A 25,568-nucleotide genomic window follows, 5' to 3' on the forward strand; every position below is an offset into this window, starting at 1 on the left:
GCCCTCTTTTCTGGCTTAATTGTTCATTTCAGACAAAAGCCTGCGATGGTTCTGGACCTGGGTTGTCCAATAGGCGCGGGTCTCGGCCTCAGTCATGACCAGCGGCGACAGGCTTTCGGAAACCAGATAGCCCTGCCATTTTTCGCTGTCGTAAACCGTGTTGAAAACGCTGCGGTAATAGGCGGCGGCTTCATCCGACATGCCCGGCGCACCGACGACGGCGCGCTGGTTGAAATAGGAAAAATCATGACCCATTTCCTTGAGCGTCGGGACATCGGGATAGGCCTCCATCCGGTCATCCGAGAAGGACAGCAGCGGCACGAAATCGCCAGATTCGTAAAAACCCTTGGCCTCGGATGGGTTGTTCACGGTGGCCATGATCTGCTGACCTGCCAGATCCTTGGCCACGGCCCCACCGCCATCATAGGGGATATATTTGATCTTGAGATCATAGGCGCTGGCCAGATAGGCGATCACGATTGAATCTTCCTGGCCGGTGCCGGTGCCGCCCATGACATATTCGCCGTCCATTTCGCGCACTTTGGCGATGAAATCATCAAAGCTGGTGATGCCCGAATCCTTATGAACCCACAGCACGAAAGGATCGACGCCCATCATGACGATGGGGGTAAAGGTCTCGATATCGACGCCAAGGGCTTCTTGACGGATCGGCGTGGTATAGAATGAATTCAGGGTGACCATCAGCGTGTGATCGGGATCGCGCGCATCCTTGAGATGCAGCAAGGATTCAGCCCCCGAACCGCCGCCCCGGTTGGTCGGGATCAAGGGCCGGTTGGTCAGGCTGTTTTCCTCGACCACGGATTGAATGAAACGCGCGATCTGATCTGCGCCGCCGCCGGCACCGGCCATGATGGTGAAATCAATCGGGCGTTTGGGCTGCCAGTCTTCGGCAAAAGCCGCCATCGGCAAGGTGGCGATGGTGGTGCTGGCTGCGAAGGCCAGCAAAAGTCTCTTGGTGAGTGTCATGGTTGGTTCCTCCCTGAAATATCCGGTTGTCCCGGCTGATCTTTCCGCGGTCTGCGCGGCCGTCCAAATTTCTGTGCAAGGGGCGTCAATGCGCCATCAGGACCGGCATCTCGGTCATATCCACGATGCGCTGCGTATTGCCGCCGAACAGCATTTCGGTCTCGTGGCTGTGGCTATAGGCCCCCGTCACCAACAGGCTGGCCCCGATGCTGTCGCAGGTGGCCAAAAGCGCGGTCGCAGGGTCCTTGCCGTCAAAGGGGACGATCTCGGCGCTGATCCCGCGCAGGGCATAATAGATGGCCAATTCCTCGGCCGTGGGGCCATGTGGTTGCAATTTGCCGCCCGTCAGAATGCTGACGCGCTTGGCCGCATGCACGATATCCAAGGAAGAGGCGACAGCCCGCGCCGCTGGCAGCGATCCGTTCCAGCCCACCGCCACATGCTGGGCAAAGGTCGCATCGGGCTGCAATTGTCCCGGACAGATCAGCACCGGACGCCCGGCCCCATAAAGCGCCGATTTAAGCGAGGTTGGCCCGAGATTGTTTTCGCGCTGCGGTTTGGGCAGCACGATCAGATCGGACAGGCGGCCTGCATGGCGGACCACATCGGCCATGCGCCCGGGTTCTTCGGTAAAGGTGCAGGTGGCCATGCCCGCTGTGTCGCCCGCTTCGCCAAGGCCGAAATCGCGCGCCAGACGGTGCAGGATGCCGCGCAGATGATCCTCTTGCCGGTTGGCCAGCTCGACCGCCTGTTCCAGCATCACTTTGCGGGCAAAATCGTTCAGCGGCACACCTTGCGGCAAAAGATCCTTGGGCTGGACCCGGCAATGCACGACATTGACCTGCGCATCATGCTGCTTGGCCAGCTCGGCCGCATGGGCCAGCACGGTGGCCACCATGCCATCGCCGCGCACCGGGACCAAAATTGATTTCAACATCCTGCGATTTCCCTGCTTCGTGGTCCGCTGCGGTTTCGTGACATTTCCTGACGAGGACCCTGCCAAAGGGTGCATCGACAGGTGACACGAAAGAAAGTTGTGCGCAGGAATGTTTCGTCAAGTGATAAATTCGCGTAATAATTTTACGTTAACGATTTAGTGATATTTATTAAGGCGTTGGAAAATATAAAAATTGTGGTATCCGACTGTATACCTCGAAATAACGCGCCAATGTGAAGGCGCGGCATCCAGCGCTGGCAGCTGCCGCAACGTCAATCGGGGGGATTCGCGGGATCTGTCGCCCTGACCCAAAGGCTGACCCAAAGGCTGGCCCAAAGGCTGACCCAAAGGCTTGCGGAGGGGCTGGCAATCGGTGGCCTCTCTGGCCTGTGCGCGCTTTGCAGGAACTTATCGCCCCACCGCCTGTTGGGCCTTGCACAAAGACGGACCAAAAGATCGCCCATCGCCTTCGCCCGCATCGGCGGGCGCGGGGGCTGGTGGTCTATGACGAAACCCGATGGCCAGCCGGTCGATAGCGCGCGGGTCATATGACAGGCCCCCCGTCGTGACCCCGGCCATAGCAGAAAGGGCCAGCATGCAGCGGTTACAGCTTGAAAACACCCGCGCGATTGTCACCGGCGCCAGTTCTGGCATCGGTGCCGCGATTGCGCGCGGCTTTGGTGCCGAAGGGGCGAAGGTGATCGTCAATTACCATAAAGATGCTGCAGCGGCGCAGCGCATCGTCGCGCAGATCAAGGATCAAGGCGGTCTGGCGCAGGCGGTCCAGGCCGATATCGCCTCTGCCCAAGGCTGTGCCGCGCTTTTTGCCGCGGCAGAGCAGCATTTCGGCGGGGTCGATGTTCTGGTCGCGAATGCCGGCATCCAGCGCGATGCGCCTTTGACCGAACTGCGCCTTGACGCATGGCAAAAGGTGATCGACGTCAACCTGACCGGCCATTTCCTTTGCGCGCAAGAGGCCGTGCGCCGCTTTCGCCGCCAAACCCATGACCCGGAAAGCGCTGTGGCGCGCGGCAAGATCATCTTTACCAGCTCGGTCCATCAGGTCATTCCCTGGGCGGGGCGGGTGAATTACGCCGCGGCCAAGGGCGGTATGAAGATGATGATGGAATCCATGGCGCAAGAGCTTGCCTGCGAAAAGATCCGCGTCAATGCCATCGCCCCCGGCGCGATCAAGACCGCGATCAACCGCGACGCCTGGGACGATCCGGCCAATAAGAAAGAGCTGCTGAAACTGATCCCCTATGGCCGCATCGGCCTGCCCGAGGATATCGCCAAGGCAACCCTTTGGCTGGCATCGGATCTGTCGGATTGTGTGGTGGGGACGACATTATTTGTCGATGGGGGCATGACGCTTTATCCGTCATTTCGCGACAGCGGCTAGCGCCGGGCGGGATGGCATGGCGCCGCGTCTGGGCGGCACCATGCGACAGGTTTAATCGGTCACACGCGATTGCAATTGCGTGTAATCAAAGGCCTCGATCGTGTCGACGTCATTGGTTTCATAGGGCAATTCATAGCGCGGCCCATACATATCGGCGCGATAGGCATAGGGATAGGCATAAAAGCCGCTGCGCCCCGACGCCCCCGCATCCGTCACCATGGCCGAGATCGCCCCGTCCTGCACGATGATATCCGCGACATAGCCATAGCGCGCGCCATCGGACAGATAGACGTAATCACCGATCAGATCGGTCGCTTTGAAAATCCCCGCCCCGGCGACAAGATCGTCATTCACCGCCTGTGTGACGGCGGTATCGGCGGCGCTGATGACCTGGTCGTCAAACCAGCCATCGCCAAAGACGTCATACTCATCAATCGTGTCCTGGGTGACCGGGATGATCATTTGCGCAATCCCGTCCTGCAAGGTGACGACGTCCCAAGGGATATGCACATGGGTATCGCCAATGTCCCAAAATCCACCAACCTGCGCGATAATGCCAAGCACATGGCCATCATTGCTGAAGATGATATTTTCGATATCGCCAATTTCGTCGCCATTGGCGTCGATGATCTCGGTCCTGTCGAACATGTTATCGACGCTCCAGCCCGCCGTATAAAGCGCATCATAGCGCCAGTCCGACAGCAGCTGCACCTCTTGGTTCTGGGCGACAGATTGCGTGGCGATAACAAGGGCGATGGTGCTTGCTGCACCTGTGGTTAAGCGTTTCATACTCTTCTCCTTTCGCTTCGGGTGCCGTGGCACCGTCACTGGACCAACACCAGCGCGCGCTGAATGTTCCGCGTCACGCAGCCTGCGGGGGGTCACATTGCGGGCGAATACCAAGGCCACCACAGCACCAGCAGGCCAAGCCAGACCAGCAAGATGATCAGCGCCGCCCCCAGCGCGGCCCCCAGGCTGGGGCCATAGCGCCAGCGGTTATCGCGGCGATAAAACCGGCGCTCGCGGGTATGTGGCCAACTTGGCCAGGCGAAAACCGCGATCATCAACAGAATGATCAAGAACCAGAATCCCAAGACATCAATAGCCATCATGATCTCCTTTCTGATGGGTCAATGATGATAAAACCCGGGTCATGGTGGATTGGTTCCTGCCCGGATCAGGGCCGGCACGGCGATGCGCTGATCTGGTTTTGTGACCAAAGGCGGCGGGCAGGGGTGATCAGTCGCCTGCCTTGTCGGGCAGATCGTCGTGGTCGGTCGCGGCGATTTCGGCCAATTCCTGTTCGGTCATGGTCTCATACATCTCGCGCGCGGCGCCGACCAGATCGCTGACGTTCGTTTCTGCGCGTTTGGCAGAAAGCGCGGCCCCTGCGGCCTTTTGCTGGGCTTTGGATTTGGCTGGCATCGGGATCCCTTTCATCGCTGCTACTGGCAATGCAGGAACAACACCAGCGCACGCCAAGGGTTCCGCAGGGGCAGACAGGCCCGCCCATGTAGCGATGCGCAAAAGGTAAAAAGCCGTGATAATCCGGGGGGTTAACCGGTATTCTTGGTATCTTTTTTGTAATTGCGCGCCGCCGCCCGGCCCAGCATATGGGCGGCGATGGGGGCGGTCAGCATCAAGAACAGGATCGTTGCGACGACGCGGGTCGTGGTCACGCCTTCGCCGAAATAGACCGCCGCCCCGATCAGGATCAGGCTACTGCCCAAAGTGCCCGCCTTGGTCGAGGCATGCATCCGCATCAAGACATCGGGCAGGCGGAAAATGCCGATGGCGGCCACCAGCGCGAAAAAGCTGCCGATCAGCAGCAGCACAGCGATCAGGATCTCAATCATCTGCATGGGCCTTGTTGTTTGGGTCGCGGCGTTCGGCATAGCGGGCCAGCGCTACGGTGGCCAGAAACCCGACCAGCGCCAGCACGATGGCCACATCCAGAAAGGCTGTGACGGCTGTTTGCACCGCCACAACCCCGCAGACCGCGATGATCAGCGTGGTCATCATATCGAGTGCGACAACACGGTCGGCCAGCGTCGGCCCCAGCGTCAGGCGCAAAAAGGCGATGGCCAGCGAAAGCGCGATCAGCACAAAGGATATCAAGATTGCGCCATTCAGGATTGTTTCGGGCGTCATCATTCAAATACCTCTCTTACCAGCCGTTCCATACCGGATTTCAGGTCGTCGATCACGGCCTGCGGGTCTTCGGCATACATCGCATGAAACGTCAGGGTCTTGCGGTCGTCAGAGACATCAAGGCTGAGCGTGCCGGGTGTCAGCGAGATCAGGTTCGTGACCAGCAGGATTTCGAAATCCGAGGTCACATCCAGCGGCATATCCAGGATCGCGGGCGTGCTGTAATCATTGGGCGTCATGACATCCCATGCGACGCGGATGCTGGACATGACAAGTTCATAGATGAAAAACAGGGTCAGCCGCAAAATCCGCCAGGACCGCAGGAAATAGCTGTCATGCAGGCCAAAGACCGGGGCAGCAAACCACAAGATCAGGAAGCCCAGCACATAGCCGGCCCCCAGCATCAACAGCGTCGGGCTGCCCCAAAGCGCCGCCCAGATCACCGCCAGCGCGATGTTGAGGATGAACATATTCATGGTGCGACCTCCGAAACTGCCGCGGCGGGCAGGGCATCCGCGCCCAGAACGGCCGTGATATAGGCGGTGGAATCCAGCAATTGTGCGGCGGATCGTTCCGCGAAGATCACGAAAGGTTCGGGCATCAGGCCGATCACCATGGTCAGCAGCGCCAAGCCGATCACCGGAACCAGCAAGGCGCGGCGGCCGGGCAGGGTGGCCAGGCGTGGCTCGATCCCCTTGGGATGGTCTTTCCAGAATGCCTCGGCCCAGATCTTGGTCATCGAATAGATCGTCATCAGACCCACCGCCAGCGCGATGAAGGCGACAACCCACAAGCCTTCGTCAAGCGAGGCTTTGACGATGATATATTTCGCCCAGAACCCTGATAGCGGCGGGAAACCGGCCAGCGAAAAGGCGGGGATCAGGAACAGCACCGCCAGAAACGGGCTGGCGCGATACAGGCCGCCGATCTTGAACACATCCGATCCGCCGGTCAGCCGCTCGCTGATGCCTGCGATCAGGAACAGGTTTGCTTTGACGATGATATGGTGGACCAGATAGAACACCGCGCCGACGATGGCCAAAGGCGTATAGATCGCCAGCCCAAGGATCATATAACCGATCTGGCTGATGATATGAAACGACAGGATCTTGCGGAAATCCGATTGCGCCGCCGCCCCCAGAACCCCTGTCACCATCGTGAAACAGGCCACCCAAAGCAGGATCGTATGAGTATAGCCCACGTCATGGTCAAAGACCAAGGTGAAGGTCCGCATCAGCGCATAGACCCCGACCTTGGTCAAAAGCCCCGCAAAGACCGCCGAGACCGAAAAGCTGGGCGTGTGATAGGCGGCGGGCAGCCAGAAAAACAGCGGAAAGGCCGCCGCTTTGACGCTGAAAGCCACCATGAACATCATCGCGATAATGGTCAGCAGCGCCTTGTTGTCGACATCATCCACCTTGACCGCCAGATCGGCAAAGTTCAGCGTGCCGGTCTGCCCGTAAAGCAGCCCGATCCCGGTCAAAAACAGGATCGTCGAAATCAGGTTCAGCGCGACATATTTCACGCCACCGTCGATCTGTTCCTTGTCGCCGTTCAGGATCAGCAGACCGAAAGAGGCGATCAGCATCACCTCGAACCAGACATAAAGGTTGAACAAATCACCCGTCAGAAAGGCCCCGGTCACCCCCGCGATCAGCACCTGGAACAGCGCGTGATAGCCCAGCTGCCCATGGCGCGCATCCACATCGCTCAGCGCATAGATCGCCACCGCCAGCGCCGTGATCGCGGTGATCAGCACCATCACCGCCGACAGCAGATCGGCGACCAGCGTGATCCCGAAAGGCGCAGGCCAGCTGCCCATCTGCCCGGCCACGACGCCGTTTTCCAGCACCAGCGCCATCAAGATGATCGCGGCCACCAGCCCAAGGCCGGACCCCAGCACAGAGACCCAGGCACCGGCAGGCCGGTCGCGCAACAAATAACAGATGATCGCTGTCGCAAAGGGCAGGATCAAAGGAAGCGACAGATACCAGCTCATCCCTGTTCTTTCGGTTCAGCGACGCGCATTTCGTCGGTATTCAAGGTGCCAAGGCTGCGATAAGCGCGCACAGCCAAAATCAATGCAAAGGCAAACAGGCCAAAGCCGATCACAATCGCCGTCAGGACCAGCGCCTGTGGCAGCGCATTGGCCACGACCTCTGGCGGGACATCCATGCCGTCGGGCACCAGGGGCGGCGCGCCTGCGGTCATCCGGCCCGATACGAAAATGGCAAGATTGGCGGCATTGGACAACAAGATCAGCCCGAACAGGAACCGCATCAGGTTGCGCGCCAGCATCAGATAGACCGATGCGGCGACCAGGATACCGATCAGGATCGACAGCAGCGGTTCCATCAGACCTCTTCCTCTAGGGCGAATACAATCGACAAGACAGAGCCGAAGACGACAAGGAACACGCCCAGATCGAAAATCAGCACCGAGGAGAGCGGGATCCCCTTGTCATCGGGTGTGGCATTGATGAACAGCCATTGACCGGTAAAGAAAGCATCCGTCCAAAAGGCCGCCATGACCCCCGCGAACAGGGCCGCACCCAGCCCGACAGCGGCAATATCGGTGGGCCGGAACCGCAGCGCCTGGCGCGCGCCTTCGGTGCCGCAGGCGATGGCATAGATCACAAAGCCGACAGCCGCCAGCAAGCCGCCGATAAACCCGCCGCCCGGCTGGTTATGGCCGCGCAGCAGCATATAGATTGCAAAAACCGTCATCAGCGCGACCAGCAGCCGCGCACCGGCGATCAGAATGATGGATTTCATGCCGCATCCTTTCCGGGCTTGCTGCGCAGCAGGGCAAAGATACCGATCGCCGCGACCAGCACGACGGCGATCTCGCCGAATGTGTCGAGCGCGCGGAAATCGACGAGGATCACGTTCACGATATTCTGGCCGTAAGCGTCAGGATAGCTTGAGGCCTCGAAGAAATCGGTCAGGCTGCGGTCGATCGGGCCGGTGGTGACCATCAGCAGGATCAGCGTCACCGTCACGCCCAGCCCGCCTGCGACCAGCGCATCCAGCCAGCGGGTCCGCAGCGGCTCTGCCCCCAAAGCGGGCAGGCGCAGCGCGGCGGCGGCAAAAAGCACGACCACCAGGGTCTCGACCAGCAATTGGGTAATCGCCACATCGGGTGCGGAATAAAGCACAAAGATCAGCGCGATCCCGATGCCCACCGTGCCAAGCCCGGCAATGGCGGTGATCCGCGATTGGGTGACGATGGTCAGCACCGTCCCCACAAAGACCAGGCCGAAGACCAGCCAATCGGTGACGCCAATCGCGCTCAGATCAAGGGGCAGGATCACGGCAGGGCGCAGGATCATCGTGCCCGCCAGTGCGACCAGCGTCGTGATGAAAGTGACCATCGTATAGAACCGCAATTGGCCGGTCTGGATCACGCGGGTCTGCCATTTCGCGCCCGCCAGCACGCCGGCCAGCAGCCTGTCCCAGCCTTTGTCAAAGCTGGGGCTGCGGTCGCCCAGACGGGTCAGAAATGCCCGCAGCGGCGTGGCAAAAGCATAGATCAGATAGCCCAGCACAAAGGTCAGCACGCTCAGCAACAAGGGCAGGTTGAACCCGGCCCAAAGTTGCAGAATCTTGGCCTGGCCGGGGACGCCAAGGATGGCGGCGACGGTCGGATTGACCAGATATGTGGCAAGAAGCGCGGGAAACAGGCCAAAGAATGTCCCCAGCAGCGCCAGCAGCACAGGGCCCAGCAGCATCGGCCATTTCGCCTCGGTAATGCCTTGCAGCGGGGTGCCGGCCTTGCTGAAAAACGGCCGGAACCCGACGATCCCCGCGATGGCGAACATCAGCGCGCTGGCGGCCAGAAATGAACCCGCCACCAAAAGCGGCGAGGATTCAATATGCACAGCACCCGCATAGGATAATTCCTTGGCCATGAAGCCCAGGAAAGGCGGTATCCCCGCCATCGACAATCCGGCAAGCGCTGCGGCCAGGGCGGTTACCGGCATGGCGCGGCCCAGGCCGAATAGCTTGGTGGTTTCGCGGGTGCCGGTCTGGTGATCCAGGATGCCGACGACCAGAAACAGCGCCGCCTTGTAAAAGGAATGCACCATCAAAAAGGTCACCGCCGCGGTGATCGCATAGCCGCTGTCATTGGCCAACAGCAGCGTCAGCGCGCCCAGCGCCATCAAGGTGGTATAGGCCAGCGCCTGTTTCAGATCGGTCTGGCGCAAGGCGATGACCGAGGCGAAAACCATGGTCGCAGCCCCTGCGATGGTCAATGTCCATAGCCAGATCTCTGTCCCGCTTAATCCGGGATGCATCCGCGCCATCAGATAGATCCCCGCCTTCACCATCGTGGCCGAATGCAGATAGGCGCTGACAGGGGTGGGGGCGGCCATCGCATTGGGCAGCCAGAAATGGAACGGCATCTGTGCCGATTTGGTAAAGGCCGCCAGCAGCACAAGGATCAGGATCGGCAGGTAAAGCGCGCTTTGCACCAGCACATCATCCATGGCGCGGATTTCCGACAGCTCGAACGTGCCTGCGACATTGCCGATCAGGATCGCCGCCGCCAGCAGCGCCAGCCCCCCGACACCTGTCACCAACAGCGCCTGCAAGGCAGAGCGTCGCGATTTCGCGCTGTCATGGTTGAAGCCGATCAGCAGATAGGATGTGATCGTCGTCAATTCCCAAAAAACGAACAAAGCCAGCAGGTTGTCGGCCATCACGACCCCCAGCATGGCCAGCATGAAACTGGTCAGCAGCAGTGAAAACCGCGCCTGTTGCTTGTGACCGGCCAGGTATTTGGCGGAATAAAGCATTACCAGCGCGCCGATCCCGGTGATCAGCAGCCCGAACATCAGGCTAAGCCCGTCGATGACAAAACTGATCGTGACGCCCAGGCTGGGCACCCAATCCCAGACATAGCGCAGGGTTTCCCCGTTGCCGATGGCAGGCAAGGCCTGCAGCAACCCCAGAAACAAAGCGCCTGCAATGATGACAGGAAGGATACCAGCGGGCGTTACCCAGCCCTGAGAAGAAGAACTTGCCACTTAATTTGCCCGGTCATCAAGGAATTGAACGATTGATCCGGACATAAAGGCAAGCGCCGAGAAAACAAGACTTTTCCATCACTAAATTGACAGGATCGGTCAGGTTTTCGCGTGATTGCACCAAAAAAGGCCACCCGTGGGGTGGCCTGCCTGTTGTCGTGCCGATGTCACGGCTTTGTTGTGCCGGTGGCGGGCTGTCAGCCGCGCCAGGTGCGCACAGGGCCGCAATCCATATGGACGAAATTCGACCGGCCATAGCGCCCGACCCCACCGGCGTTAAAGGCGGCGGCCGCGCTGGCCATCTGGCTGGTGCTGCGGCTGCGCAGCCGCAGATCGGCCGCCTGACCGCGCATATGCAGGGAATCGCGCGCCACGCCAGAGGACCGCGCCCCCAGCATCGCATTGGTCGCCGGTGACCGGTAGCCCGACAACAGCAGATAGGGTTCGCTGGTTTCCATCAGCCGCAGCGCCCCCGCCATGATGTCGATCGTGCGCAGGTCCATCTGCACCGCTTCGCCCGTGCGCCAATCGCGCATATGCAGGTTAATTTCGCGCACGGCCTCGGCGATATATTCGCCTTCGATCCAATAGATCGTGTCAAGCGTTTCGCCGGTGCGCCCGTTATACATCGCAATTCTGCGGATATCGCCCGCCCCGCGCAAAAAGCCCTGCGCCTGGGAAAATGTCGGTGCGGCTGTCACGGCGGTTGCAGCCAAAGCTGTCAGCAACCCACGCCGGGTCATCCCCGAAGTCATTTTGTCAATCATTATACGCGCCTGTCCCGTCGCTTATATTTAACGCCCGTTTTAACACGGACTGCCATCATGCCCCCAGGATGTGCGAAAGATATGGCACATTTTGATTCGTGGACCAAGTCTTGTTTAACCGGTTCCCATGAACGAAAAGAAAATAGGCGAAATTTTGCGCAGGTGACATTTTTGTCAGCATGCCAGCGCGCTTGCGTGATGACCGGCTTTTGGGTAACCGCCAATCCTGTGGCGTCCGCAGGTGGCGGGCATCAGGCAGGAGGTGGCGATGACCCATTCCATTCGTGCGATCGCGGCCGCGTTGCAGGCCGAGGCGCGGGGCGATCTTGATCTACAGGTTCTGCGCGCCTCTGAACCGGCCACCGCCGGTCCTGATGATCTGGCGCTGGCGATGACGCCCGCCTATGGCCCGGCTTTGCAAAGCGGGGCGGCACGGGCCGCGATTGTCTGGCCCGATGCCGATTGGCAGGCGCTTGGCTTGCAGGCCGCGATCATCGCGCCGCGCGCGCGGCTGGCGATGGCGCGGCTGACGCAACTGCTCGACCCCAAGGCCGTGGCGACGGGGATCAGCCCGCAAGCGCTGGTCGATCCCACGGCGATGGTCGCGGCGGATGCCAGTATCGGCGCCTTTTGCGTCATCGGTGCGGGGGCGGTGATCGGGGCGGGGACATGGATCGCGGATCAGGTCAGCATCGCGCCCGGTGTGGTGATCGGGGCTGACTGCCAGATCAATGCCGGTGTGCGCCTGCAGGCGGGCGTGCGCTTGGGCGACAGGGTGATCCTGCAACCCAATGTGGTGATCGGCGGCGACGGGTTTTCCTTTGTCAGCGCAGAGCCGTCGAATGTCGAGATCGCGCGCGAGACGCTGGGCGCGGCCGCTTTGCAGGCCCCCGCTGATCCGACATGGCACCGGATTCATTCGCTGGGCGGTGTGGTGATCGGCGATGATGTCGAAATCGGCGCCGGGTCCACGGTGGATGCAGGCACGATCCGCGCGACCCGCATCGGGCAGGGCAGCAAGCTCGATAACCTTGTGCAGATCGGGCATAATGTGATCGTGGGCGCGCATTGCCTGATCTGTGCGCAGGCGGGCGTGGCGGGGTCCAGCGTGATCGGCGACCGCGTGGTCGTGGGCGGCAAGGCGGGGATCGCGGATAACCTGAAGATCGGTGATGACGTGGTCTTGGGCGGCGGGTCGGTGGTATTGTCGCATGTGCCTGCGGGGCGCGTCATGATGGGCTATCCCGCGACCAAGATGCAGACCCATATCGACAGCTACAAGGCGCTGCGCCGCCTGCCACGGCTGTTGCGCGATTTTGCCACACGTCAATAAGTTGTTTCATTGCCGCCGGACAATGCCTAAATGAGCAGCGACATCACCAGACGGAGCACCCCCATGACAACCGATGACCGGATCATCGCCATCATCGCCGAACAGGCCATGCTAGAGCCGGGCGATGTCGCGCTGGAGGCATCGCTGGCCGATCTGGGGATCGATTCACTGGGCTTGGTGGAATGTATTTTCGCGATCGAGGAAGGTTTTGACATCTCGGTGCCGTTCAACGCCAATGATCCGACGGCCAGCGGTTTTGACATCTCCTCGGTGGGGGCGATCATCGCGGCGGTCAAGCAGTTGCAAGCCGAACAGGCAGGCTGATGGCGCGGGTCGTCATTACCGGTGCCGGAACGATCAACCCGATTGGCGGCGACGTGCCCACCACCTTTGCCGCCATGCGCGAAGGCCGCTGCGGCATCGGTCCGCTGGATATCCCCGATGTGGACCGGCTGGCGATCCAGATCGGCGGGCAGATCAAGGGCTATGCCGAAACCGATCATTTCAACCGCCAGCAAATCGCGCTTTATGACCGGTTCACGCAATTCACGCTGCTGGCCGCGCGTCAGGCGCTGGGGCAGGCGGGGCTGCGCTTTACCGGTGCTTTGGCCGATCAATCGGGCGTGATCTTTGGCACTTCGGGGGGCGGGCTGAACACGCAGGATGAAAATTACCGCGCCGTTTACGAAGAGGGCAAGAACCGCGTGCATCCGTTCATCGTGCCCAAGCTGATGAATAATGCCGCCGCCAGCCATGTCTCGATGGAATGGAACCTGCGCGGGCCAAGCTTTACCGTCGCCACGGCCTGTGCCTCGTCCAACCATGCGATGGGGCAGGCGTTCAACATGATCCGCTGCGGCATGACCAAGGTCATGGTCACCGGCGGGTCCGAGGCGATGCTATGTTTCGGCGGCATCAAGGCCTGGGAAGGGCTGCGGGTGATGTCCAAAGATGCCTGCCGGCCGTTTTCGGCCACGCGCAACGGCATGGTGCAGGGCGAGGGCGCAGGCGTCTTTGTCTTCGAGGATTACGACCATGCGCGCGCGCGGGGGGCCGATATCTTGTGCGAAGTGATCGGTTTCGCCATGACCTCGGATGCATCCGACATCGTGATGCCCAATAAACAAGGGGCGGCGCGCGCGATTGCGGGGGCTGTCAGGGATGCGGGCGTGGCGCTGGATGCGGTGGGCTATATCAATGCGCATGGCACCGGCACGGCGGCCAATGACAAGACCGAATGCGCCGCTGTCGCCGATGTCTTTGGCGCGCATGCCGACAAGTTGATGATGTCATCGACCAAATCCATGCATGGCCATCTGATCGGCGGCACCGGCGCGGTCGAGCTTTTGGCCTGTATCATGGCGCTGCGCGACGGGGTGATCGCGCCCACCATCGGCTATGAGGAATCCGACCCCGAATGCGCGCTGGATGTGGTCCCCAATGTGGCGCGCGACGCCAAGGTTGATGTCGCGCTGTCCAATGCTTTTGCCTTTGGCGGGCTGAACGCGGTGATCGCGCTGCGCCGTTTTGCCTAGGGGATCACGGCCAGATTGTCGAAACCCTCGGTAAAGCCGGCCAGCGACATGGTCAGCAGGAAATCATCCTCTGGTGCGGCGGCAGGGACCAGACGCAAGGTCGCGGTTGACCCGGCTTCGAACGCCGCGATCTCGGCTTCGGTCAGGCCGATCCGCGCAACGCAGCCCGCCGCATTGCAAAAGCTGAACGGATAGCGGCGCGGTTCGCCATCATCGACCGATAAGGTCAGCTGCTGGGTCAGCAGCGTTTCAAGTGGCACGACGATATTGGCCCCGGCCATGGCCTGACCGCCCTGGGGCAGACGGAACAGGTTGAATTCCGCCACCGGTGCATCGGCATCATTGGTCAGCAGCTGATAGAGATTGCAGCGGTCATCCTGCCCTTCGGGCGCGCGGATGCAGCGGACTTCCCAATCGCCATGGGTGTCGGCGACATAGATCTCGCCGATGCGCGGGGTGACGGGTTCGCCCAGATCCAGCGCATTGGTGTCGTCTTGGGCCGTGGCCTGGGTGCCGATGGCAAGAAAGGCAGCAAGTGTAAGGGCGGTTGTGGTCCTGCGCATGGGAAATGATCCTGTGTTGTCTTGCTGCCGCCTATCATGGCGCGCGGGCCATGTCAGGACAAAATTCCGTGTGATTGGCAATCTTCCGCCAGCGCCATAAGTTGTTGCTTTTGCATGAAAAAAGGGCCCGTTGCCGGACCCTTTATTTTTTCTCCCTGTCGGACTTGGCCGACGAATTGGGCATACGCTACGCAAAGGGCATGTCGCCGTCAACAGCTAATCCGACGCTTTTACACAGGGTTGGGTGGGAAAAATGGCCGCACCCGTAGGCGCGGCCAGTCCATCAGGGAGAACAGCAAGACCAGGATCAATGGCTTGCTGGGATCTTATCGCATGCAAAGCTTAACAAGGCCTTTCGCCAGATGAGGGCGCGGGAACGCACCGTTAAACCAGCTATCAGAGCTTGCGGATCTTCAGCGTCGCCAGCCGGTTTTCCTCTTTGGTCAGGACCTCGAAGCGAAAACCGTGAAATGAAAACACCTGTCCGACCACGGGGATCATCTGCGCCTCGTGGATCACCAGACCGGCGATTGTATTGGCCTCGTCATCGGGCAATTGCCAATCATGCGCGCGGTTCAGGTCGCGGATCGTGATGCCGCCATCAACGATATAGGCGCCATCCGCCGTGGCCGCGATCTGTTCGGGTTCGTAATCGTCGAATTCATCCGCGATCTCGCCCACGATTTCCTCGAGGATGTCTTCAAGCGTGATCAGCCCTTCAAGCCCGCCATATTCATCCACCACCAGCGCGAAATGCGTCTTTCGTTTCAGGAAATTGCGCATCTGGTCGCCCAGCGTCGTGGTTTCGGGGACGAAATAGGGCGGCATCGCGACTTTCATCACGTCAAAGACCGCCAGCCCCTGTCCGTCCACCGTGCCACCGCTGAGCAATTTATGCATCGCGCGCAGCAGATCCTTGGCATGGATCACCCCGACGATATTTTCGGGATTGTCACGATAAAGCGGCAGGCGGGTGTGCTGGCTTTGCAGGATCTGCGCCAGAATATCCTGCGCGGGCAGGGCGGCATCCACCATCTCGATGCCCGAGCGGTGCAGCATCACCTCTTCCACGGTGCGTTCGTTCAGGTCCAGCGCGCCCAGAATCCGGTCGCGGTCTTCTTTCTCGACCCAGCCTTCGGCATGGCCCAGATGCAAGGCGCCGGCGATTTCCTCGCGCACGGCCAGAATATTGCTGTCAGGATCGGTGCGCACGCCGAACAGATACAGCACACCGCGCACCAAAAACCGCACGGCTGTCACCGCGGGGGCAAAGATCAGTACGATCACCCCGATCGGGCGGGCCACGAAAGAGGCGACCTTTTCAGGATTGGTGATGGCAAAGGTCTTGGGCAGGACCTCGGCAAAGATCAGCACCAGCAGCGTCATGATCAGCGTGGCGGCGGCGACCCCGTTCTGGCCAAAGACCTTGGTCAGGATCGCGGTGGCCAGCGAGGTGGCCAGAATATTGACCACATTATTGCCCAGCAGGACCGAGCCGATCAGGCGTTCGTTATCCTCGGTCACTTTCAGCGCCCGTTCCGCGCCCCGCGATCCTTTGTCTGCGGCCGACCGCAGCTTGCCGCGCGAGGCGGCGGTCAGCGCCGTTTCAGAGCCTGAAAAGAAGGCCGAGAGGATCAGCAAGACAACAATGGCCGCCGCCGTGGCCCAGAATGCTGCGTCGAGTGTCGAGGGGTCCATATCACGCTTTCAAATGCTTCATGCCTATATTGCCCGCAAGCGGCGCAGCTTCAAGGCTTGGTCGGTTTGGCCAGCGGATGGTGTTGCAAAACCAGATCGGTCAGGCGCTGGTCCAGCACATGGGTATAGATCTCGGTGGTGGCGATATCGGCATGGCCCAGCATGGTTTGGATCGACCGCAGATCAGCCCCGCCCGCCAGCAGATGGGTGGCAAAAGCATGGCGCAGCACATGCGGCGTGACCCGCGCAGGCGATAGCCCGGCGGTGATTGCAAAGGTTTTGATCAGCGCGAAAAACGCATGTCGGGTCAGATGGCCCGCCTTGCCATGCGAAGGAAACAGGTATTTCGACGCAGGCTTGCCCGCCTTGCGCGCGGAATCTTCGGCCTGATCGCGCGCGGTCAGCCAATTGGCCATGGCAGCGCGGGCGGGCGGCGACAAAGGCACCAGCCGTTCCTTGCCGCCTTTGCCGCGCACCAACAGCATCTGGGGATCGCCGCGCGCCGCCGCCACCGGCAGGCTGACCAATTCGGTGACACGCATCCCCGTCGCATAAAGCAATTCCATCAGGCAGGTATTGCGCAGCCCGTCCCGCGGGCTGTTGCGGGCGGCGTCCAGCAGGCGGTCCACCTCGGCCAGATCCAGCGTTTTGGGCAGGCGCTGCGCGCGGCCCGGCCCTTTGATCTGCAGCGCGGGATTATCGGCGCGCCAGCCTTCTTCATAGGCGAAACGGAACAATTGCTTGATCGCTGACAGGCGGCGGGCGCGGGTGGATTTGGCCAGACCCTCGGCTGCGCAATCGATCAGATAGCTTTCGATCTGGTCCTGCGACAGGCTGGCGAAATGGAGCCCCTTATCAGCCAGCCAAGCGGCGAAACCGGCCAGATCACGCGCATAGGCCAGCTGCGTATTGGGGGCGGCATCCAGTTCCGCCGCCTGCGCCTGCAAATAGCTTTGGACCCAGCGGGCCATGCTGGCGGGGCCTTGGGTCACGTTGCGCGGTCCAATATCATCAGTTCCAGCGCCGCGCGGCGCGCAAGATCGTCCAGTTCCAGCAGCAAGAACAGCGCCAGCGCATCGGTCAAGGACCGGGCCTCGCCAGCAAAGCCTTCGTTGAACAGGCTGATGGCGCGCAGCATCGCCTCGCCGGTTTTGCCATTGGCGACAAGGTTCTGCAATTCCACCGGCGCGGGGGCACCGTCAAAGGCCGCCTGGATCGCCAGCGCGCGCGGCGATATCATCGCCACATCCTGCGGCTGGCCCAATGCGATGGCGATCAGGAAGGGATCAAACGGGTCTTGCGCATCCGCCAGCCGCGCGGCGACAGCACGGTAATCATCCGATAACAGCCCGACACGATTGGCGATGTCATCCGCCTCGCCGCGCAGATCCATCGCTTGCAGCGCGTTGCTATAAAGCTTGGCAAAAGCCACTTCGGTGCGGGCCTGTTTCATCGCATCCCAAGCGGCGGGCAAAGATCGCGCCACTTCCTGCGGATCGCCCGCCTCGATCGCGGAATCCAGCCGGATGATGGCGGCGGCGCGGTCCCAGATCCCCCCCGAAGCAGCGGGCCTGCGCGCGGTATAAAACTTTTGCAACACATTTTCAGGCACAGCCCCCTGACGGGCCAGCCGCTCTGCGGCCTCCAGCTGGGCGCGCCAGGCATTATTGCCGCGCAGATCGGCATGGGCAAAGGCCAAGGGCAGGCCGCGGGTGATCAAAGGCTCGCCAAAGGCCTCGAACAGGCGAAAGGTCAACGGTGTCACCTGCGAGGGGGCGGGCAAAGGGGGCGCGGCTTCGAATAATTCGGGGTCAAGAAACCTGGCCAGAATATCGGCCTCTGACGCGGTGATATCGGACAGCACGCGGTGCGTGTTCAGCGACAAAACCGCAACCGGCCATTGACCACCGCGCGCCAGACAGAAGATCCGCGCAGCATAGGTCGGGGCCAGTTCCGGGCGCGCGTTCATCGCCCGGCAGGCGGCATCCTCGGTGCCGGTCAAAAGCGACAGGTCAAACCAGCGCTGAAACACATCGGGCGTGTCGGGGGTGGCAAGCTCTATCAAGGCCTGCGCCTGTTCGACCGCGCCCAGCTCGACCAGCCGGTCAACGCGGGCCAGAAACAGCGCGCCATCGGGTCCGGCCCCCAAAGGCGGATCGGCGCGGGCCTGCATCAGTATTTTGACGAAAGCCACGATCGCCGGCAGCGAATCGCGCCGGTCGCCACGGATCAGCGCGACGATGTCCTGTTCATTGCTGGCCGACCAGATATTATGCGGCAGCCCGGTCACATCAGATGGCAACAGCCCCACAGGGTCCTTGGACAGCCGGTCCAGCGGCATCACCTCGATATCGGGGGGCAGCGCGCTTTGGACCACGGGGGCTTCGGCCAGATTGGCGGCGCTGACAGCCTCTTGCGAAAGCCAGTCAATCGAGGACAGCGGGTCGCGGGCCACCGCAGGGCCGGTCGTCAGCACCACAAGGGCAAGAACCGCGCTAGTTTGCGTCAAGCGTGACAGGGCGGACCACCTCCTGTGCGGGGGCTGCGAAATCGGACGGAAACAGGATAGGGCCGATATAGGCATAAGCGACAAATCCAAGCGCCATCAGAATGGTCAAAAAGATCAACACTTTAATAAACCGCCACATAACCCGCCCCGTTTTACCATCATTGCTAAGTGGTCTCTGCGCCACTTTCTGCATCGTTTATATATGGTCTTTCGGGCAATATCACGCCATTCATTCACAAAACTTTTCCGCTCGGCATCCGATGGCCGAGCGTCGCAAGAAAGGATCGACATGGGACCGGCGGCGGCATATCGGCTAAGGCGCAATGTGGTGCTGGTGGGCATGATGGGCGCAGGCAAGACCGCCATCGGGCGGGCGCTGGCCGCCATGCTGCAAGTGCCATTCGTCGATAGCGACGCCGCCATCGAAGAGGCCGCAGCGCTCAGCATCGATGAAATCTTTGCCCGCGACGGCGAGGCCTTCTTTCGCCGCCGCGAAACCGAGGTGCTGCGGCGCCTGCTGGCGGATGGGCCGCGGATCATCTCGACCGGCGGCGGGGCCTTTCTGGCCGCAGAAAACCGCGCGCTGATTGCAAGCGACGCCATTGCGCTCTGGCTGGATGCCGATCTGCAGACGCTGTGGGAACGGGTCCGCCACAAGGACACCCGCCCGCTGCTGCGCACGGCCGACCCCAAGGGGACATTGACGCGCTTGCTGGCGGCGCGCAAAGATATCTATGCGCTGGCCGGGCTGCGGCTGCCGGTGGCCTTTCACGCCTCGATCGAGGATACGACACAGGATGCGCTGCGCCTGCTGGCCACGCAACCCGCTGTGCTGGAGACCCTGTGATGCAGACCAAAGTCCATGTCGACCTGCCCGGCCGGGCCTATGATATCCAGATCGGGCCTGGGCTGATCGCGGATGCAGGACAGCATCTGGCGGCTTTAGGCGGGCGGCGGCATATCTGCATCGTCACCGATGAAAATGTCGAAGCCCTGCATCTGCCTGCCTTGCAAGCCGCGCTGGCGGCGGCAGGGCTCAGCTCTGACGCCTTGGCCCTGCCTGCGGGCGAGGCCAGCAAAAGCTGGGCCCAGTTGGAACGCGTGGTCGAATGGCTGCTGGCCCAAAAGGTCGAAAGACGCGATTGCATCATCGCCTTTGGCGGCGGGGTGATCGGCGATCTGGCGGGGTTTGCCGCCGCGATCCTGCGGCGCGGCGTGCGTTTCGTGCAGATGCCGACCAGCCTGCTGGCGCAGGTCGACAGCTCGGTAGGTGGCAAGACCGGGATCAATTCACCGCATGGCAAAAACCTTGTCGGCGCATTTCACCAACCCGCGCTGGTGCTGGCCGATACCGCGCTTTTAGGCACATTGCCGCGCCGGGATTTTCTGGCAGGCTATGGCGAGGTCGTGAAATACGGGCTGCTGGGGGATGCGGATTTCTTTGACTGGCTGGAAAAATCCGCCCCCGGCATGGCGGCAGGCGATATGGCGGCGCGGGTGCATGCGGTCAGCCGGTCTTGCGCAATGAAGGCCGGGATCGTGCAGCGGGACGAGACCGAACAGGGCGAACGGGCGCTGCTGAACCTGGGGCATACGTTCTGCCATGCGCTGGAACAGGCGACGGGCTATTCGGACCGGCTCTTGCACGGCGAAGGGGTGGCCATCGGTTGCGCCTTGGCCTTTGAACTTTCCGCGCGGCTGGGCCTGTGCAGCCAAGAAGACCCCAGCCGGCTGCGCGCGCATCTGCGCGACATGGGGATGAAGGTTGATATCGCCGATATCGCCGGGGATCTGCCGGATGCCGATGCGCTGCTGGATTTGATGGCGCAGGATAAAAAGGTGCAGGATGGCACACTGCGCTTTATCCTTGCGCGCGGCATCGGGCAGGCATTCATCACCTCGGACGTGCCGCGCGACAAGCTGCGCGCGCTGTTGCAGGATGCGCTGCCCCCCCGCTGACGCCGCCATCTTCGCCCCCCCGCTGATGCCGCCATCTTCCGAGCGCGTCAATTCGCGCAAGCGCGATTTGACGTCATCCCCGCCGGAGGCCGCGGCCCCGCCGCGTCAGCGATGCTTGCCCGGCAGGATGATCCCGTGCTTTCTGGCAAAAGCATAGAACAGCGGCGCTTCCATGATCATCAGCGTGACGATGCTGAACACCGCCCAATTGGCGGAAAAGAATATCATGTTGAACGCCGTGCCGCTGCCCCAGAACAAGGCCGCAGCAACACCGATTGCCAGCAGGCTGACAACCAGATCGACACGCATGATCTGCGCCAGCGACTTGTCACGCAGGCTGGGAAAAATACCCAGATAGGCGATGGCAAGGATCGCGGCGTTCAGGATCAATATCTGCGTTTCAGGCGCAAATTGCATCGCGATCAAAACGGGATTTCATCATCCATGTCGCTGCCGCCCGATGGGCCGCCATAGCCGCCATCATTATAGCTGCCACGGCCACCGCCGCCGCCACCACCGCTGCCCGCGCCGTAATCGCCGCCGCCGCTATTGCCGCCGCCGTCACCGCGCCCGTCCAGCATGGTCAGCGTGCCGCCAAGCCCTTGCAGGACCACTTCGGTCGAATAGCGGTCCGCACCCGATTGGTCCTGCCATTTGCGGGTCTGCAATTTCCCCTCGATATAGACTTTGGAGCCTTTTTTCAGATATTGCTCGACCACGCGGACCAGACCTTCTTGAAAGATCGCAACCGTGTGCCATTCGGTCTTTTCGCGGCGCTCGCCGCTGTTCTTGTCTTTCCAGGTCTCGGATGTGGCGATGCGCAGGTTCGCGACCTTGCCGCCGTTCTGAAAGCTGCGGATTTCCGGGTCGGCGCCAAGATTGCCGATAAGAATGACTTTGTTGACTGATCCGGCCATGTCGTGCCTCCTTCGATTCTATTGGCGCTTTTGTGACAGACACGGGATGCCACAACAAGGTTAACGGTTGCTTGTCGCGCGGCTGTAGTTCGGGGCTGTCGTCCGGGGTTACCGCGGGATCGGGGCGGATCAGGGCGCAAGGCCGATTTTATAGATCTGCGGCAGATAGGCGATATTGATGTCCCAACCGATGAAACCGGGCTTGGCATGGCGCGAAATCATGCGCCAATAGGGCTGCAGGGTCACGGCTTGCTCGGTCATGATCTCTTGCAATTGTTGCATCACGACCCGGCGCTTATCGGCATCGGGGATCGCATTGGCCTGGGCCAGCAGCGCGTCGAACCTGGGATCGGCAAAGCCGGTTTCGTTCCATGCCCCGCCCGTGCGATAGGCCAGCGCCAGGATCTGCGTATCAATGGGGCGGTGGTTCCAATCGGTCGCGGAAAACGGATAATCCATCCAGTTCTGCCGGTAGATCGCACCGGGAACCAGGCTGCGCGTGACCTTGAAACCCGCGTCGCGCAGCTGGGCGGCCACCGCATCGGTGGTGGTCTTGCGCCAATCATCGTCGATTGACACCAGCTCCATCTCGAAATCTTCCATCCCGGCCTCTTGCAGCAGCGCCAGCGCGCGGGCGGGATCATGGGGCAGGGCGGGCACATCCGCCCAGGCGGGATGCTGCGGCCAGACATGTTGATGGCGCGCGACAGCGCCGCGATTGGCATGGCCCAGTTCCAGGCAGATCGCATTATCCACCGCCATGACAATCGCCTGCCGCACCCGTTTGTCGGCATAGGGGCGGATACCCTCTACCACGGCGCGCTGATTGGGGCGAATGCAGATCGTGGCCGAAGAGGCGACAGCCGATTGCGCAAAACCCAGGCTGTTGAAGACATCGACCAGCTCGCCCGCGGTTTCATAGATGATATCGACCTCGTCAGCCATGGCCGCCGCCACCCAAGCGGCGGGATCAATCCCGTAATCAATGTAATCAATCCGGTCCAGATAGGCGCCTTTGCCCGCGGCATAGCCCCACCAGGCGTGGTTTTCATTGCGCAGCAGCGTGGCGCGCACCCCGACCTCGACGTTTTCGGGCAGATAGGGGCCGGTGCCGATCGGATTTTCCAGCATGGTTTCGGCATCAAAACCCGCCGGGGTGATTGCGGCGGGATAATCGGACATGCCCGCGATCAGCGTGATATCGGGGATCGGCAGGGTCAGCTGCACGGTCAGATCGTCGATCACCTTGATCGCCCCGTCCAGCGCCTGACCGGTCTGCGCATCGATCAGCGCGGCAAAGCGCGCGGCCATGGAATTGCCCGCGAGCGTGGTATCGCACCAGCCCGCGATGTTTCGCGCCACATCCTGCGCGGTGAATGGCGTGCCATCGTTCCAGGTCACGCCCGGGCGCAGATGCAAAAGATAGATCGTGGCGTTGTCATTGACCTGCCAGCTGTCCAGCAGCATCGGCCGGAACGTGCCGTCATTGTTATATTCCACCAGATATTCCAGCCAACCTGCGGTGATATAGGCGTTTTGCGGCCAGTCAAACCGGCGCGGATCGGCAAGGGGGCGGACCTCGATCTGCATGCGCATCTGGCCGCCTTGGCGCGGCTGGCTTTCGGCGCGGGCGGGGGCTGGCAGCCCCAAAAGCGCATAGGCGCCAGAGATGCTGACGCCCAGCGCGGTGGTGCGGGCCATGAATTCGCGGCGGCTGAGCTTGCCTGCCTCTGCGTCGCGCGCGTATTTCACCGCGATCGGATGCATCGGCTGGTCAATATCGGTCAAAATGGCTCTCTCTCCAGACTGGCTGGCTCTGCGCGCAGCAATCTGGCCTGATTGGGCCGCATTTCACCGCGCGCGTCAACCGGGCGGGGGCAGATCCGGGGGCAAATCACGGGCGAAATCAGCGCAAAGCCGATCACGATAGCGATAGGGGCGCCGCGCAGCCGGGGGCGATCAGGCGCTCAGCGCACCAGGCTGCGCGCATTGGCGCGCCGGAAATCGCTGGGGGTCTGGCCGGCCTTGTCCTGAAAACTGCGGGTGAAATAGGCGGCGGAATGAAACCCCAGCATTTCTGCGATCCGGTTGATCGGCACCTGGGTGTCGCGCAACAGCACGCAAGCCTCGTAATGGATGCGGTCATGCAGCAAGGCCAGCGCCGAGCGTCCGGCCACTTGCTGACAACAGCGCGCCAGATGAGTGGGTGTGACCCCCAATTCGGCGGCATAGCTGCCGACACCGCGATCCAGCTGGAAATCGCGCGCGATCAGCTGCGTGTAGCGCGCAACCAGCTTGGCCGCAGCACTGTCGCGGCGGCTGTCATTGGGGGTGGCCACCTGCGCGCGCAGCTGACGGTCCAAGAAGATCGCCAGCAGCCCCAGCCATAAGGCCGCTGCCTTGGGATGCCCCGCCGGTTGCAATTCGCGTTCGATCTGGTCGAAATATTGCGCCGCCTCTTTTTGCAGCCAGACATCCACCAGCCGCAGATGGACCGGCTCTGCGGGCCAATCATTGGTGTCGGGCAGGGTTAGCACATGGCCATGGACCATCGGGCCGACCTCGATGCCATACATGGTCTGGGGCGGCAGATAGATCAGGTTATTGGGGCCATAGCCATTGGTCAGCCCCGCCACGGTCACGCGGCCCTGACCTTTGGTGATCAGGATCAACCGGGCGGTGGGATGGCTGCGCATTGCCTCTGTGCGCCAGCGCATTGTGGGGCCTGCATGGGACAAAGGCGCCAGCGCCAAGGCTGACGGGACGTTTTGCATCAAGCTCATTCACCTTGCCTCAAGGTTGTGTTTTGCCCGATCTTGTCGCCAAAGAGGCGGCCGATCAATCCGGTTAAATTTCGCTGAATTCAACTGTTGCAGAAATATCCGCCTGATCCGCGCGCAAGCAATGCCAGGCCTGATGCCTTGCGCGGAACCATGTGCGCTGGCGTTTGGCATATTGGCGCGAGGCGATGATCGCGGCGTCGCGGGCTTGCGGCAATGTCATCGCGCCTTGCAGATGGGCGATCAATTCGGGCGCGCCGATGGCCTTGGCGGATTGATGCGCGGCGGACCAATGCGGCAGCATGGCGCGGGCCTCTTCCAGCGCGCCCATATCCAGCATCGCATCGAACCGCTGCGCGATGCGCTGATCCAGCCAATCCTTGGGCGCATCCAGCGTGATCGCCACCGTCGCCGCCAGCGGCAATAAAGGCGCAGGCGTTGCATCTTGCCAGGCGGCCAGGCTGCGACCGGTGGCGCGCGCGACCTCCCAGGCGCGCTGCACCCGCATCCGGTTTTGCAGATCAATCCGGGCGCGGGTCGCATCATCCAGCGCTGCGATCAGATCGGGCAGGGCGATCCCATCCGCCTGCGCGCGGATTGCGGCGGGGGTGGCGGGAATATCGGCCAGACCGCAGGTCAGCGCATGAAAATTCAACCCCGTTCCACCCACGATGATGGGGCGCGCCGGTCCTTGCAGCAAAGGCGCCAGATCGCGCAGCCAATGGCCCACCGAATAGGCCGCATCATAAGGCACATGACCGTATAAAGCATGCGGCGCGCGCGCCAGATCAGCGGCGGATGGCCGCGCGGTCAGCACCTGCCAGCCTGCGAAAACCTGCAAAGCATCGGCATTGATGATCACCCCGCCCTGACGCTGTGCAATCTGCAGCGCCAGCGCGGATTTGCCCGATGCGGTCGGCCCCGCGATCAGCACGGGCGTCTGGGGTGCGATGGTGATCATCTGCATTCTATAGCGCCCTGACGCGACAAGCGCCATTGAA

The 25,568-nt window shown here is 61.5% G+C and carries 29 protein-coding genes; 6 read left to right on the forward strand and 23 right to left on the reverse strand.

Going from position 1 to position 25,568, the window contains the following annotated elements; genetic code table 11:
* Positions 1 to 15: 15 nt before the first annotated feature.
* Both LOKVESSMR4R_RS06785 and LOKVESSMR4R_RS06790 read right to left on the reverse strand, forming a co-directional pair.
* Positions 16 to 987: a Bug family tripartite tricarboxylate transporter substrate binding protein gene (locus LOKVESSMR4R_RS06785; RefSeq protein ID WP_087206902.1), complete on the reverse strand. Its 972-nt coding sequence runs from the start codon at positions 985 to 987 to the stop codon at positions 16 to 18.
* Positions 988 to 1,072: 85 nt separating this feature from the next.
* Positions 1,073 to 1,924, reverse strand: a complete 852-nt coding sequence (locus LOKVESSMR4R_RS06790; protein WP_087206905.1) for a universal stress protein — start codon at positions 1,922 to 1,924, stop codon at positions 1,073 to 1,075.
* A gap of 595 nt (positions 1,925 to 2,519) precedes the next feature.
* Here LOKVESSMR4R_RS06790 and LOKVESSMR4R_RS06800 point away from each other — a divergent pair.
* Positions 2,520 to 3,326: a glucose 1-dehydrogenase gene (locus tag LOKVESSMR4R_RS06800; RefSeq protein ID WP_087206909.1), complete on the forward strand. Its 807-nt coding sequence runs from the start codon at positions 2,520 to 2,522 to the stop codon at positions 3,324 to 3,326.
* A 51-nt stretch (positions 3,327 to 3,377) separates the two neighbouring features.
* On the opposite strand, the gene LOKVESSMR4R_RS06805 is transcribed toward LOKVESSMR4R_RS06800, so the two are convergent.
* From LOKVESSMR4R_RS06805 to LOKVESSMR4R_RS06855, 11 genes are all read right to left on the reverse strand, one after another.
* Positions 3,378 to 4,115 (reverse strand): PRC-barrel domain-containing protein, encoded by a 738-nt coding sequence (locus LOKVESSMR4R_RS06805; RefSeq protein ID WP_087206911.1) that lies wholly within the window; start codon positions 4,113 to 4,115, stop codon positions 3,378 to 3,380.
* A gap of 92 nt (positions 4,116 to 4,207) precedes the next feature.
* Positions 4,208 to 4,438, reverse strand: coding sequence for a hypothetical protein (locus tag LOKVESSMR4R_RS06810; RefSeq protein ID WP_087206912.1), 231 nt, complete (start codon positions 4,436 to 4,438; stop codon positions 4,208 to 4,210).
* 127 nt (positions 4,439 to 4,565) lie between these two features.
* Positions 4,566 to 4,751 carry a DUF3008 family protein gene (locus LOKVESSMR4R_RS06815; protein ID WP_087212755.1) on the reverse strand — a complete coding sequence of 62 codons (186 nt, stop codon included), beginning with the start codon at positions 4,749 to 4,751 and terminating at the stop codon, positions 4,566 to 4,568.
* 131 nt (positions 4,752 to 4,882) lie between these two features.
* A complete protein-coding gene (gene mnhG / locus LOKVESSMR4R_RS06820; RefSeq protein WP_237331925.1) occupies positions 4,883 to 5,182 on the reverse strand; it encodes a monovalent cation/H(+) antiporter subunit G in 300 nt (99 codons plus the stop codon).
* A complete protein-coding gene (locus tag LOKVESSMR4R_RS06825; RefSeq protein WP_087206917.1) occupies positions 5,175 to 5,480 on the reverse strand; it encodes a cation:proton antiporter in 306 nt (101 codons plus the stop codon). The genes mnhG and LOKVESSMR4R_RS06825 overlap by 8 nt, the downstream gene beginning before the upstream one ends.
* Complete coding sequence (locus LOKVESSMR4R_RS06830; protein WP_087206919.1) at positions 5,477 to 5,953, reverse strand: Na+/H+ antiporter subunit E; 477 nt, start codon at positions 5,951 to 5,953, stop codon at positions 5,477 to 5,479. The genes LOKVESSMR4R_RS06825 and LOKVESSMR4R_RS06830 overlap by 4 nt, the downstream gene beginning before the upstream one ends.
* Positions 5,950 to 7,476 (reverse strand): Na+/H+ antiporter subunit D, encoded by a 1,527-nt coding sequence (locus LOKVESSMR4R_RS06835; RefSeq protein WP_087206921.1) that lies wholly within the window; start codon positions 7,474 to 7,476, stop codon positions 5,950 to 5,952. Before LOKVESSMR4R_RS06835 ends, LOKVESSMR4R_RS06830 begins: the two co-directional genes overlap by 4 nt.
* Positions 7,473 to 7,832 carry a Na+/H+ antiporter subunit C gene (locus LOKVESSMR4R_RS06840; protein WP_087206923.1) on the reverse strand — a complete coding sequence of 120 codons (360 nt, stop codon included), beginning with the start codon at positions 7,830 to 7,832 and terminating at the stop codon, positions 7,473 to 7,475. Before LOKVESSMR4R_RS06840 ends, LOKVESSMR4R_RS06835 begins: the two co-directional genes overlap by 4 nt.
* On the reverse strand, positions 7,832 to 8,251 hold the full coding sequence (locus LOKVESSMR4R_RS06845; protein WP_087206925.1) for an MnhB domain-containing protein: 420 nt from the start codon (positions 8,249 to 8,251) through the stop codon (positions 7,832 to 7,834). The genes LOKVESSMR4R_RS06840 and LOKVESSMR4R_RS06845 overlap by 1 nt, the downstream gene beginning before the upstream one ends.
* Entirely contained in the window at positions 8,248 to 10,506 is a 2,259-nt protein-coding gene (gene mbhE, locus LOKVESSMR4R_RS06850) for a hydrogen gas-evolving membrane-bound hydrogenase subunit E (RefSeq protein ID WP_087206927.1), read from the reverse strand. The genes LOKVESSMR4R_RS06845 and mbhE overlap by 4 nt, the downstream gene beginning before the upstream one ends.
* Positions 10,507 to 10,703: 197 nt before the next feature.
* Positions 10,704 to 11,273 carry a YcbK family protein gene (locus LOKVESSMR4R_RS06855; protein WP_087206929.1) on the reverse strand — a complete coding sequence of 190 codons (570 nt, stop codon included), beginning with the start codon at positions 11,271 to 11,273 and terminating at the stop codon, positions 10,704 to 10,706.
* Positions 11,274 to 11,541: 268 nt separating this feature from the next.
* On the opposite strand from LOKVESSMR4R_RS06855, the gene LOKVESSMR4R_RS06860 reads away from it, so the two are divergent.
* The 3 genes from LOKVESSMR4R_RS06860 to LOKVESSMR4R_RS06870 all read left to right on the forward strand — a co-directional run bounded on the left by LOKVESSMR4R_RS06860 (position 11,542) and on the right by LOKVESSMR4R_RS06870 (position 14,141).
* A complete protein-coding gene (locus LOKVESSMR4R_RS06860) occupies positions 11,542 to 12,606 on the forward strand; it encodes a UDP-3-O-(3-hydroxymyristoyl)glucosamine N-acyltransferase (protein WP_087212758.1) in 1,065 nt (354 codons plus the stop codon).
* 63 nt (positions 12,607 to 12,669) lie between these two features.
* Positions 12,670 to 12,930 (forward strand): acyl carrier protein, encoded by a 261-nt coding sequence (locus LOKVESSMR4R_RS06865; protein ID WP_087212762.1) that lies wholly within the window; start codon positions 12,670 to 12,672, stop codon positions 12,928 to 12,930.
* Positions 12,930 to 14,141: a beta-ketoacyl-[acyl-carrier-protein] synthase family protein gene (locus LOKVESSMR4R_RS06870; protein WP_087206931.1), complete on the forward strand. Its 1,212-nt coding sequence runs from the start codon at positions 12,930 to 12,932 to the stop codon at positions 14,139 to 14,141. Before LOKVESSMR4R_RS06865 ends, LOKVESSMR4R_RS06870 begins: the two co-directional genes overlap by 1 nt.
* On the opposite strand, the gene LOKVESSMR4R_RS06875 is transcribed toward LOKVESSMR4R_RS06870, so the two are convergent.
* From LOKVESSMR4R_RS06875 to LOKVESSMR4R_RS20430, 5 genes are all read right to left on the reverse strand, one after another.
* Positions 14,138 to 14,704, reverse strand: coding sequence for an invasion associated locus B family protein (locus LOKVESSMR4R_RS06875; RefSeq protein ID WP_087206933.1), 567 nt, complete (start codon positions 14,702 to 14,704; stop codon positions 14,138 to 14,140). The two genes, LOKVESSMR4R_RS06870 and LOKVESSMR4R_RS06875, sit on opposite strands and share 4 nt — an antisense overlap.
* Positions 14,705 to 15,100: 396 nt before the next feature.
* On the reverse strand, positions 15,101 to 16,402 hold the full coding sequence (locus LOKVESSMR4R_RS06880; protein ID WP_087206936.1) for an HlyC/CorC family transporter: 1,302 nt from the start codon (positions 16,400 to 16,402) through the stop codon (positions 15,101 to 15,103).
* 50 nt (positions 16,403 to 16,452) lie between these two features.
* The gene (locus LOKVESSMR4R_RS06885; protein ID WP_087206938.1) at positions 16,453 to 17,373 is read right to left on the reverse strand and encodes a site-specific tyrosine recombinase XerD; all 921 of its coding nucleotides are present in this window, start codon (positions 17,371 to 17,373) and stop codon (positions 16,453 to 16,455) included.
* 17 nt (positions 17,374 to 17,390) lie between these two features.
* Positions 17,391 to 18,911, reverse strand: coding sequence for a hypothetical protein (locus LOKVESSMR4R_RS06890; RefSeq protein WP_087206941.1), 1,521 nt, complete (start codon positions 18,909 to 18,911; stop codon positions 17,391 to 17,393).
* The gene (locus LOKVESSMR4R_RS20430; protein ID WP_087206943.1) at positions 18,898 to 19,050 is read right to left on the reverse strand and encodes a hypothetical protein; all 153 of its coding nucleotides are present in this window, start codon (positions 19,048 to 19,050) and stop codon (positions 18,898 to 18,900) included. Before LOKVESSMR4R_RS20430 ends, LOKVESSMR4R_RS06890 begins: the two co-directional genes overlap by 14 nt.
* Before the next feature lie 150 nt (positions 19,051 to 19,200).
* Between LOKVESSMR4R_RS20430 and LOKVESSMR4R_RS06900 the strand changes: the two genes are divergently transcribed.
* Both LOKVESSMR4R_RS06900 and aroB read left to right on the forward strand, forming a co-directional pair.
* Positions 19,201 to 19,758 carry a shikimate kinase gene (locus LOKVESSMR4R_RS06900; RefSeq protein ID WP_087206945.1) on the forward strand — a complete coding sequence of 186 codons (558 nt, stop codon included), beginning with the start codon at positions 19,201 to 19,203 and terminating at the stop codon, positions 19,756 to 19,758.
* The gene (aroB, locus tag LOKVESSMR4R_RS06905; protein WP_087206948.1) at positions 19,758 to 20,870 is read left to right on the forward strand and encodes a 3-dehydroquinate synthase; all 1,113 of its coding nucleotides are present in this window, start codon (positions 19,758 to 19,760) and stop codon (positions 20,868 to 20,870) included. Before LOKVESSMR4R_RS06900 ends, aroB begins: the two co-directional genes overlap by 1 nt.
* A gap of 105 nt (positions 20,871 to 20,975) precedes the next feature.
* Here aroB and LOKVESSMR4R_RS06910 read toward each other — a convergent pair whose 3' ends face one another.
* The 5 genes from LOKVESSMR4R_RS06910 to miaA form a co-directional block, all read right to left on the reverse strand.
* Entirely contained in the window at positions 20,976 to 21,287 is a 312-nt protein-coding gene (locus tag LOKVESSMR4R_RS06910; protein WP_087212765.1) for a hypothetical protein, read from the reverse strand.
* A gap of 5 nt (positions 21,288 to 21,292) precedes the next feature.
* Positions 21,293 to 21,787: a single-stranded DNA-binding protein gene (locus tag LOKVESSMR4R_RS06915; RefSeq protein WP_087206951.1), complete on the reverse strand. Its 495-nt coding sequence runs from the start codon at positions 21,785 to 21,787 to the stop codon at positions 21,293 to 21,295.
* A 129-nt stretch (positions 21,788 to 21,916) separates the two neighbouring features.
* Positions 21,917 to 23,575 (reverse strand): ABC transporter substrate-binding protein, encoded by a 1,659-nt coding sequence (locus tag LOKVESSMR4R_RS06920; RefSeq protein WP_087206954.1) that lies wholly within the window; start codon positions 23,573 to 23,575, stop codon positions 21,917 to 21,919.
* Between the two features lie 179 nt (positions 23,576 to 23,754).
* Positions 23,755 to 24,570: a helix-turn-helix transcriptional regulator gene (locus LOKVESSMR4R_RS06925; RefSeq protein ID WP_087206956.1), complete on the reverse strand. Its 816-nt coding sequence runs from the start codon at positions 24,568 to 24,570 to the stop codon at positions 23,755 to 23,757.
* 64 nt (positions 24,571 to 24,634) lie between these two features.
* A complete protein-coding gene (gene miaA, locus LOKVESSMR4R_RS06930; RefSeq protein ID WP_087206958.1) occupies positions 24,635 to 25,564 on the reverse strand; it encodes a tRNA (adenosine(37)-N6)-dimethylallyltransferase MiaA in 930 nt (309 codons plus the stop codon).
* Between the last annotated feature and the right edge of the window lie 4 nt (positions 25,565 to 25,568).

The organism is Yoonia vestfoldensis, from assembly GCF_002158905.1.
GTDB classification, from domain to species: domain Bacteria; phylum Pseudomonadota; class Alphaproteobacteria; order Rhodobacterales; family Rhodobacteraceae; genus Yoonia; species Yoonia vestfoldensis_B.

Coding starts and splice junctions, on each gene's coding strand:
- LOKVESSMR4R_RS06785 (WP_087206902.1), bottom strand. CDS start 987: ATGACACTCACCAAGAGACTTTTGCTGGCCTTCGCAGCCAGCACCACC.
- LOKVESSMR4R_RS06790 (WP_087206905.1), bottom strand. CDS start 1,924: ATGTTGAAATCAATTTTGGTCCCGGTGCGCGGCGATGGCATGGTGGCC.
- LOKVESSMR4R_RS06800 (WP_087206909.1), top strand. CDS start 2,520: ATGCAGCGGTTACAGCTTGAAAACACCCGCGCGATTGTCACCGGCGCC.
- LOKVESSMR4R_RS06805 (WP_087206911.1), bottom strand. CDS start 4,115: ATGAAACGCTTAACCACAGGTGCAGCAAGCACCATCGCCCTTGTTATC.
- LOKVESSMR4R_RS06810 (WP_087206912.1), bottom strand. CDS start 4,438: ATGATGGCTATTGATGTCTTGGGATTCTGGTTCTTGATCATTCTGTTG.
- LOKVESSMR4R_RS06815 (WP_087212755.1), bottom strand. CDS start 4,751: ATGCCAGCCAAATCCAAAGCCCAGCAAAAGGCCGCAGGGGCCGCGCTT.
- mnhG (WP_237331925.1), bottom strand. CDS start 5,182: ATGATTGAGATCCTGATCGCTGTGCTGCTGCTGATCGGCAGCTTTTTC.
- LOKVESSMR4R_RS06825 (WP_087206917.1), bottom strand. CDS start 5,480: ATGATGACGCCCGAAACAATCCTGAATGGCGCAATCTTGATATCCTTT.
- LOKVESSMR4R_RS06830 (WP_087206919.1), bottom strand. CDS start 5,953: ATGAATATGTTCATCCTCAACATCGCGCTGGCGGTGATCTGGGCGGCG.
- LOKVESSMR4R_RS06835 (WP_087206921.1), bottom strand. CDS start 7,476: ATGAGCTGGTATCTGTCGCTTCCTTTGATCCTGCCCTTTGCGACAGCG.
- LOKVESSMR4R_RS06840 (WP_087206923.1), bottom strand. CDS start 7,832: ATGGAACCGCTGCTGTCGATCCTGATCGGTATCCTGGTCGCCGCATCG.
- LOKVESSMR4R_RS06845 (WP_087206925.1), bottom strand. CDS start 8,251: ATGAAATCCATCATTCTGATCGCCGGTGCGCGGCTGCTGGTCGCGCTG.
- LOKVESSMR4R_RS06855 (WP_087206929.1), bottom strand. CDS start 11,273: ATGATTGACAAAATGACTTCGGGGATGACCCGGCGTGGGTTGCTGACA.
- LOKVESSMR4R_RS06860 (WP_087212758.1), top strand. CDS start 11,542: ATGACCCATTCCATTCGTGCGATCGCGGCCGCGTTGCAGGCCGAGGCG.
- LOKVESSMR4R_RS06865 (WP_087212762.1), top strand. CDS start 12,670: ATGACAACCGATGACCGGATCATCGCCATCATCGCCGAACAGGCCATG.
- LOKVESSMR4R_RS06870 (WP_087206931.1), top strand. CDS start 12,930: ATGGCGCGGGTCGTCATTACCGGTGCCGGAACGATCAACCCGATTGGC.
- LOKVESSMR4R_RS06875 (WP_087206933.1), bottom strand. CDS start 14,704: ATGCGCAGGACCACAACCGCCCTTACACTTGCTGCCTTTCTTGCCATC.
- LOKVESSMR4R_RS06880 (WP_087206936.1), bottom strand. CDS start 16,402: ATGGACCCCTCGACACTCGACGCAGCATTCTGGGCCACGGCGGCGGCC.
- LOKVESSMR4R_RS06885 (WP_087206938.1), bottom strand. CDS start 17,373: ATGGCCCGCTGGGTCCAAAGCTATTTGCAGGCGCAGGCGGCGGAACTG.
- LOKVESSMR4R_RS20430 (WP_087206943.1), bottom strand. CDS start 19,050: ATGTGGCGGTTTATTAAAGTGTTGATCTTTTTGACCATTCTGATGGCG.
- LOKVESSMR4R_RS06900 (WP_087206945.1), top strand. CDS start 19,201: ATGGGACCGGCGGCGGCATATCGGCTAAGGCGCAATGTGGTGCTGGTG.
- aroB (WP_087206948.1), top strand. CDS start 19,758: ATGCAGACCAAAGTCCATGTCGACCTGCCCGGCCGGGCCTATGATATC.
- LOKVESSMR4R_RS06910 (WP_087212765.1), bottom strand. CDS start 21,287: ATGCAATTTGCGCCTGAAACGCAGATATTGATCCTGAACGCCGCGATC.
- LOKVESSMR4R_RS06915 (WP_087206951.1), bottom strand. CDS start 21,787: ATGGCCGGATCAGTCAACAAAGTCATTCTTATCGGCAATCTTGGCGCC.
- LOKVESSMR4R_RS06925 (WP_087206956.1), bottom strand. CDS start 24,570: ATGAGCTTGATGCAAAACGTCCCGTCAGCCTTGGCGCTGGCGCCTTTG.
- miaA (WP_087206958.1), bottom strand. CDS start 25,564: ATGGCGCTTGTCGCGTCAGGGCGCTATAGAATGCAGATGATCACCATC.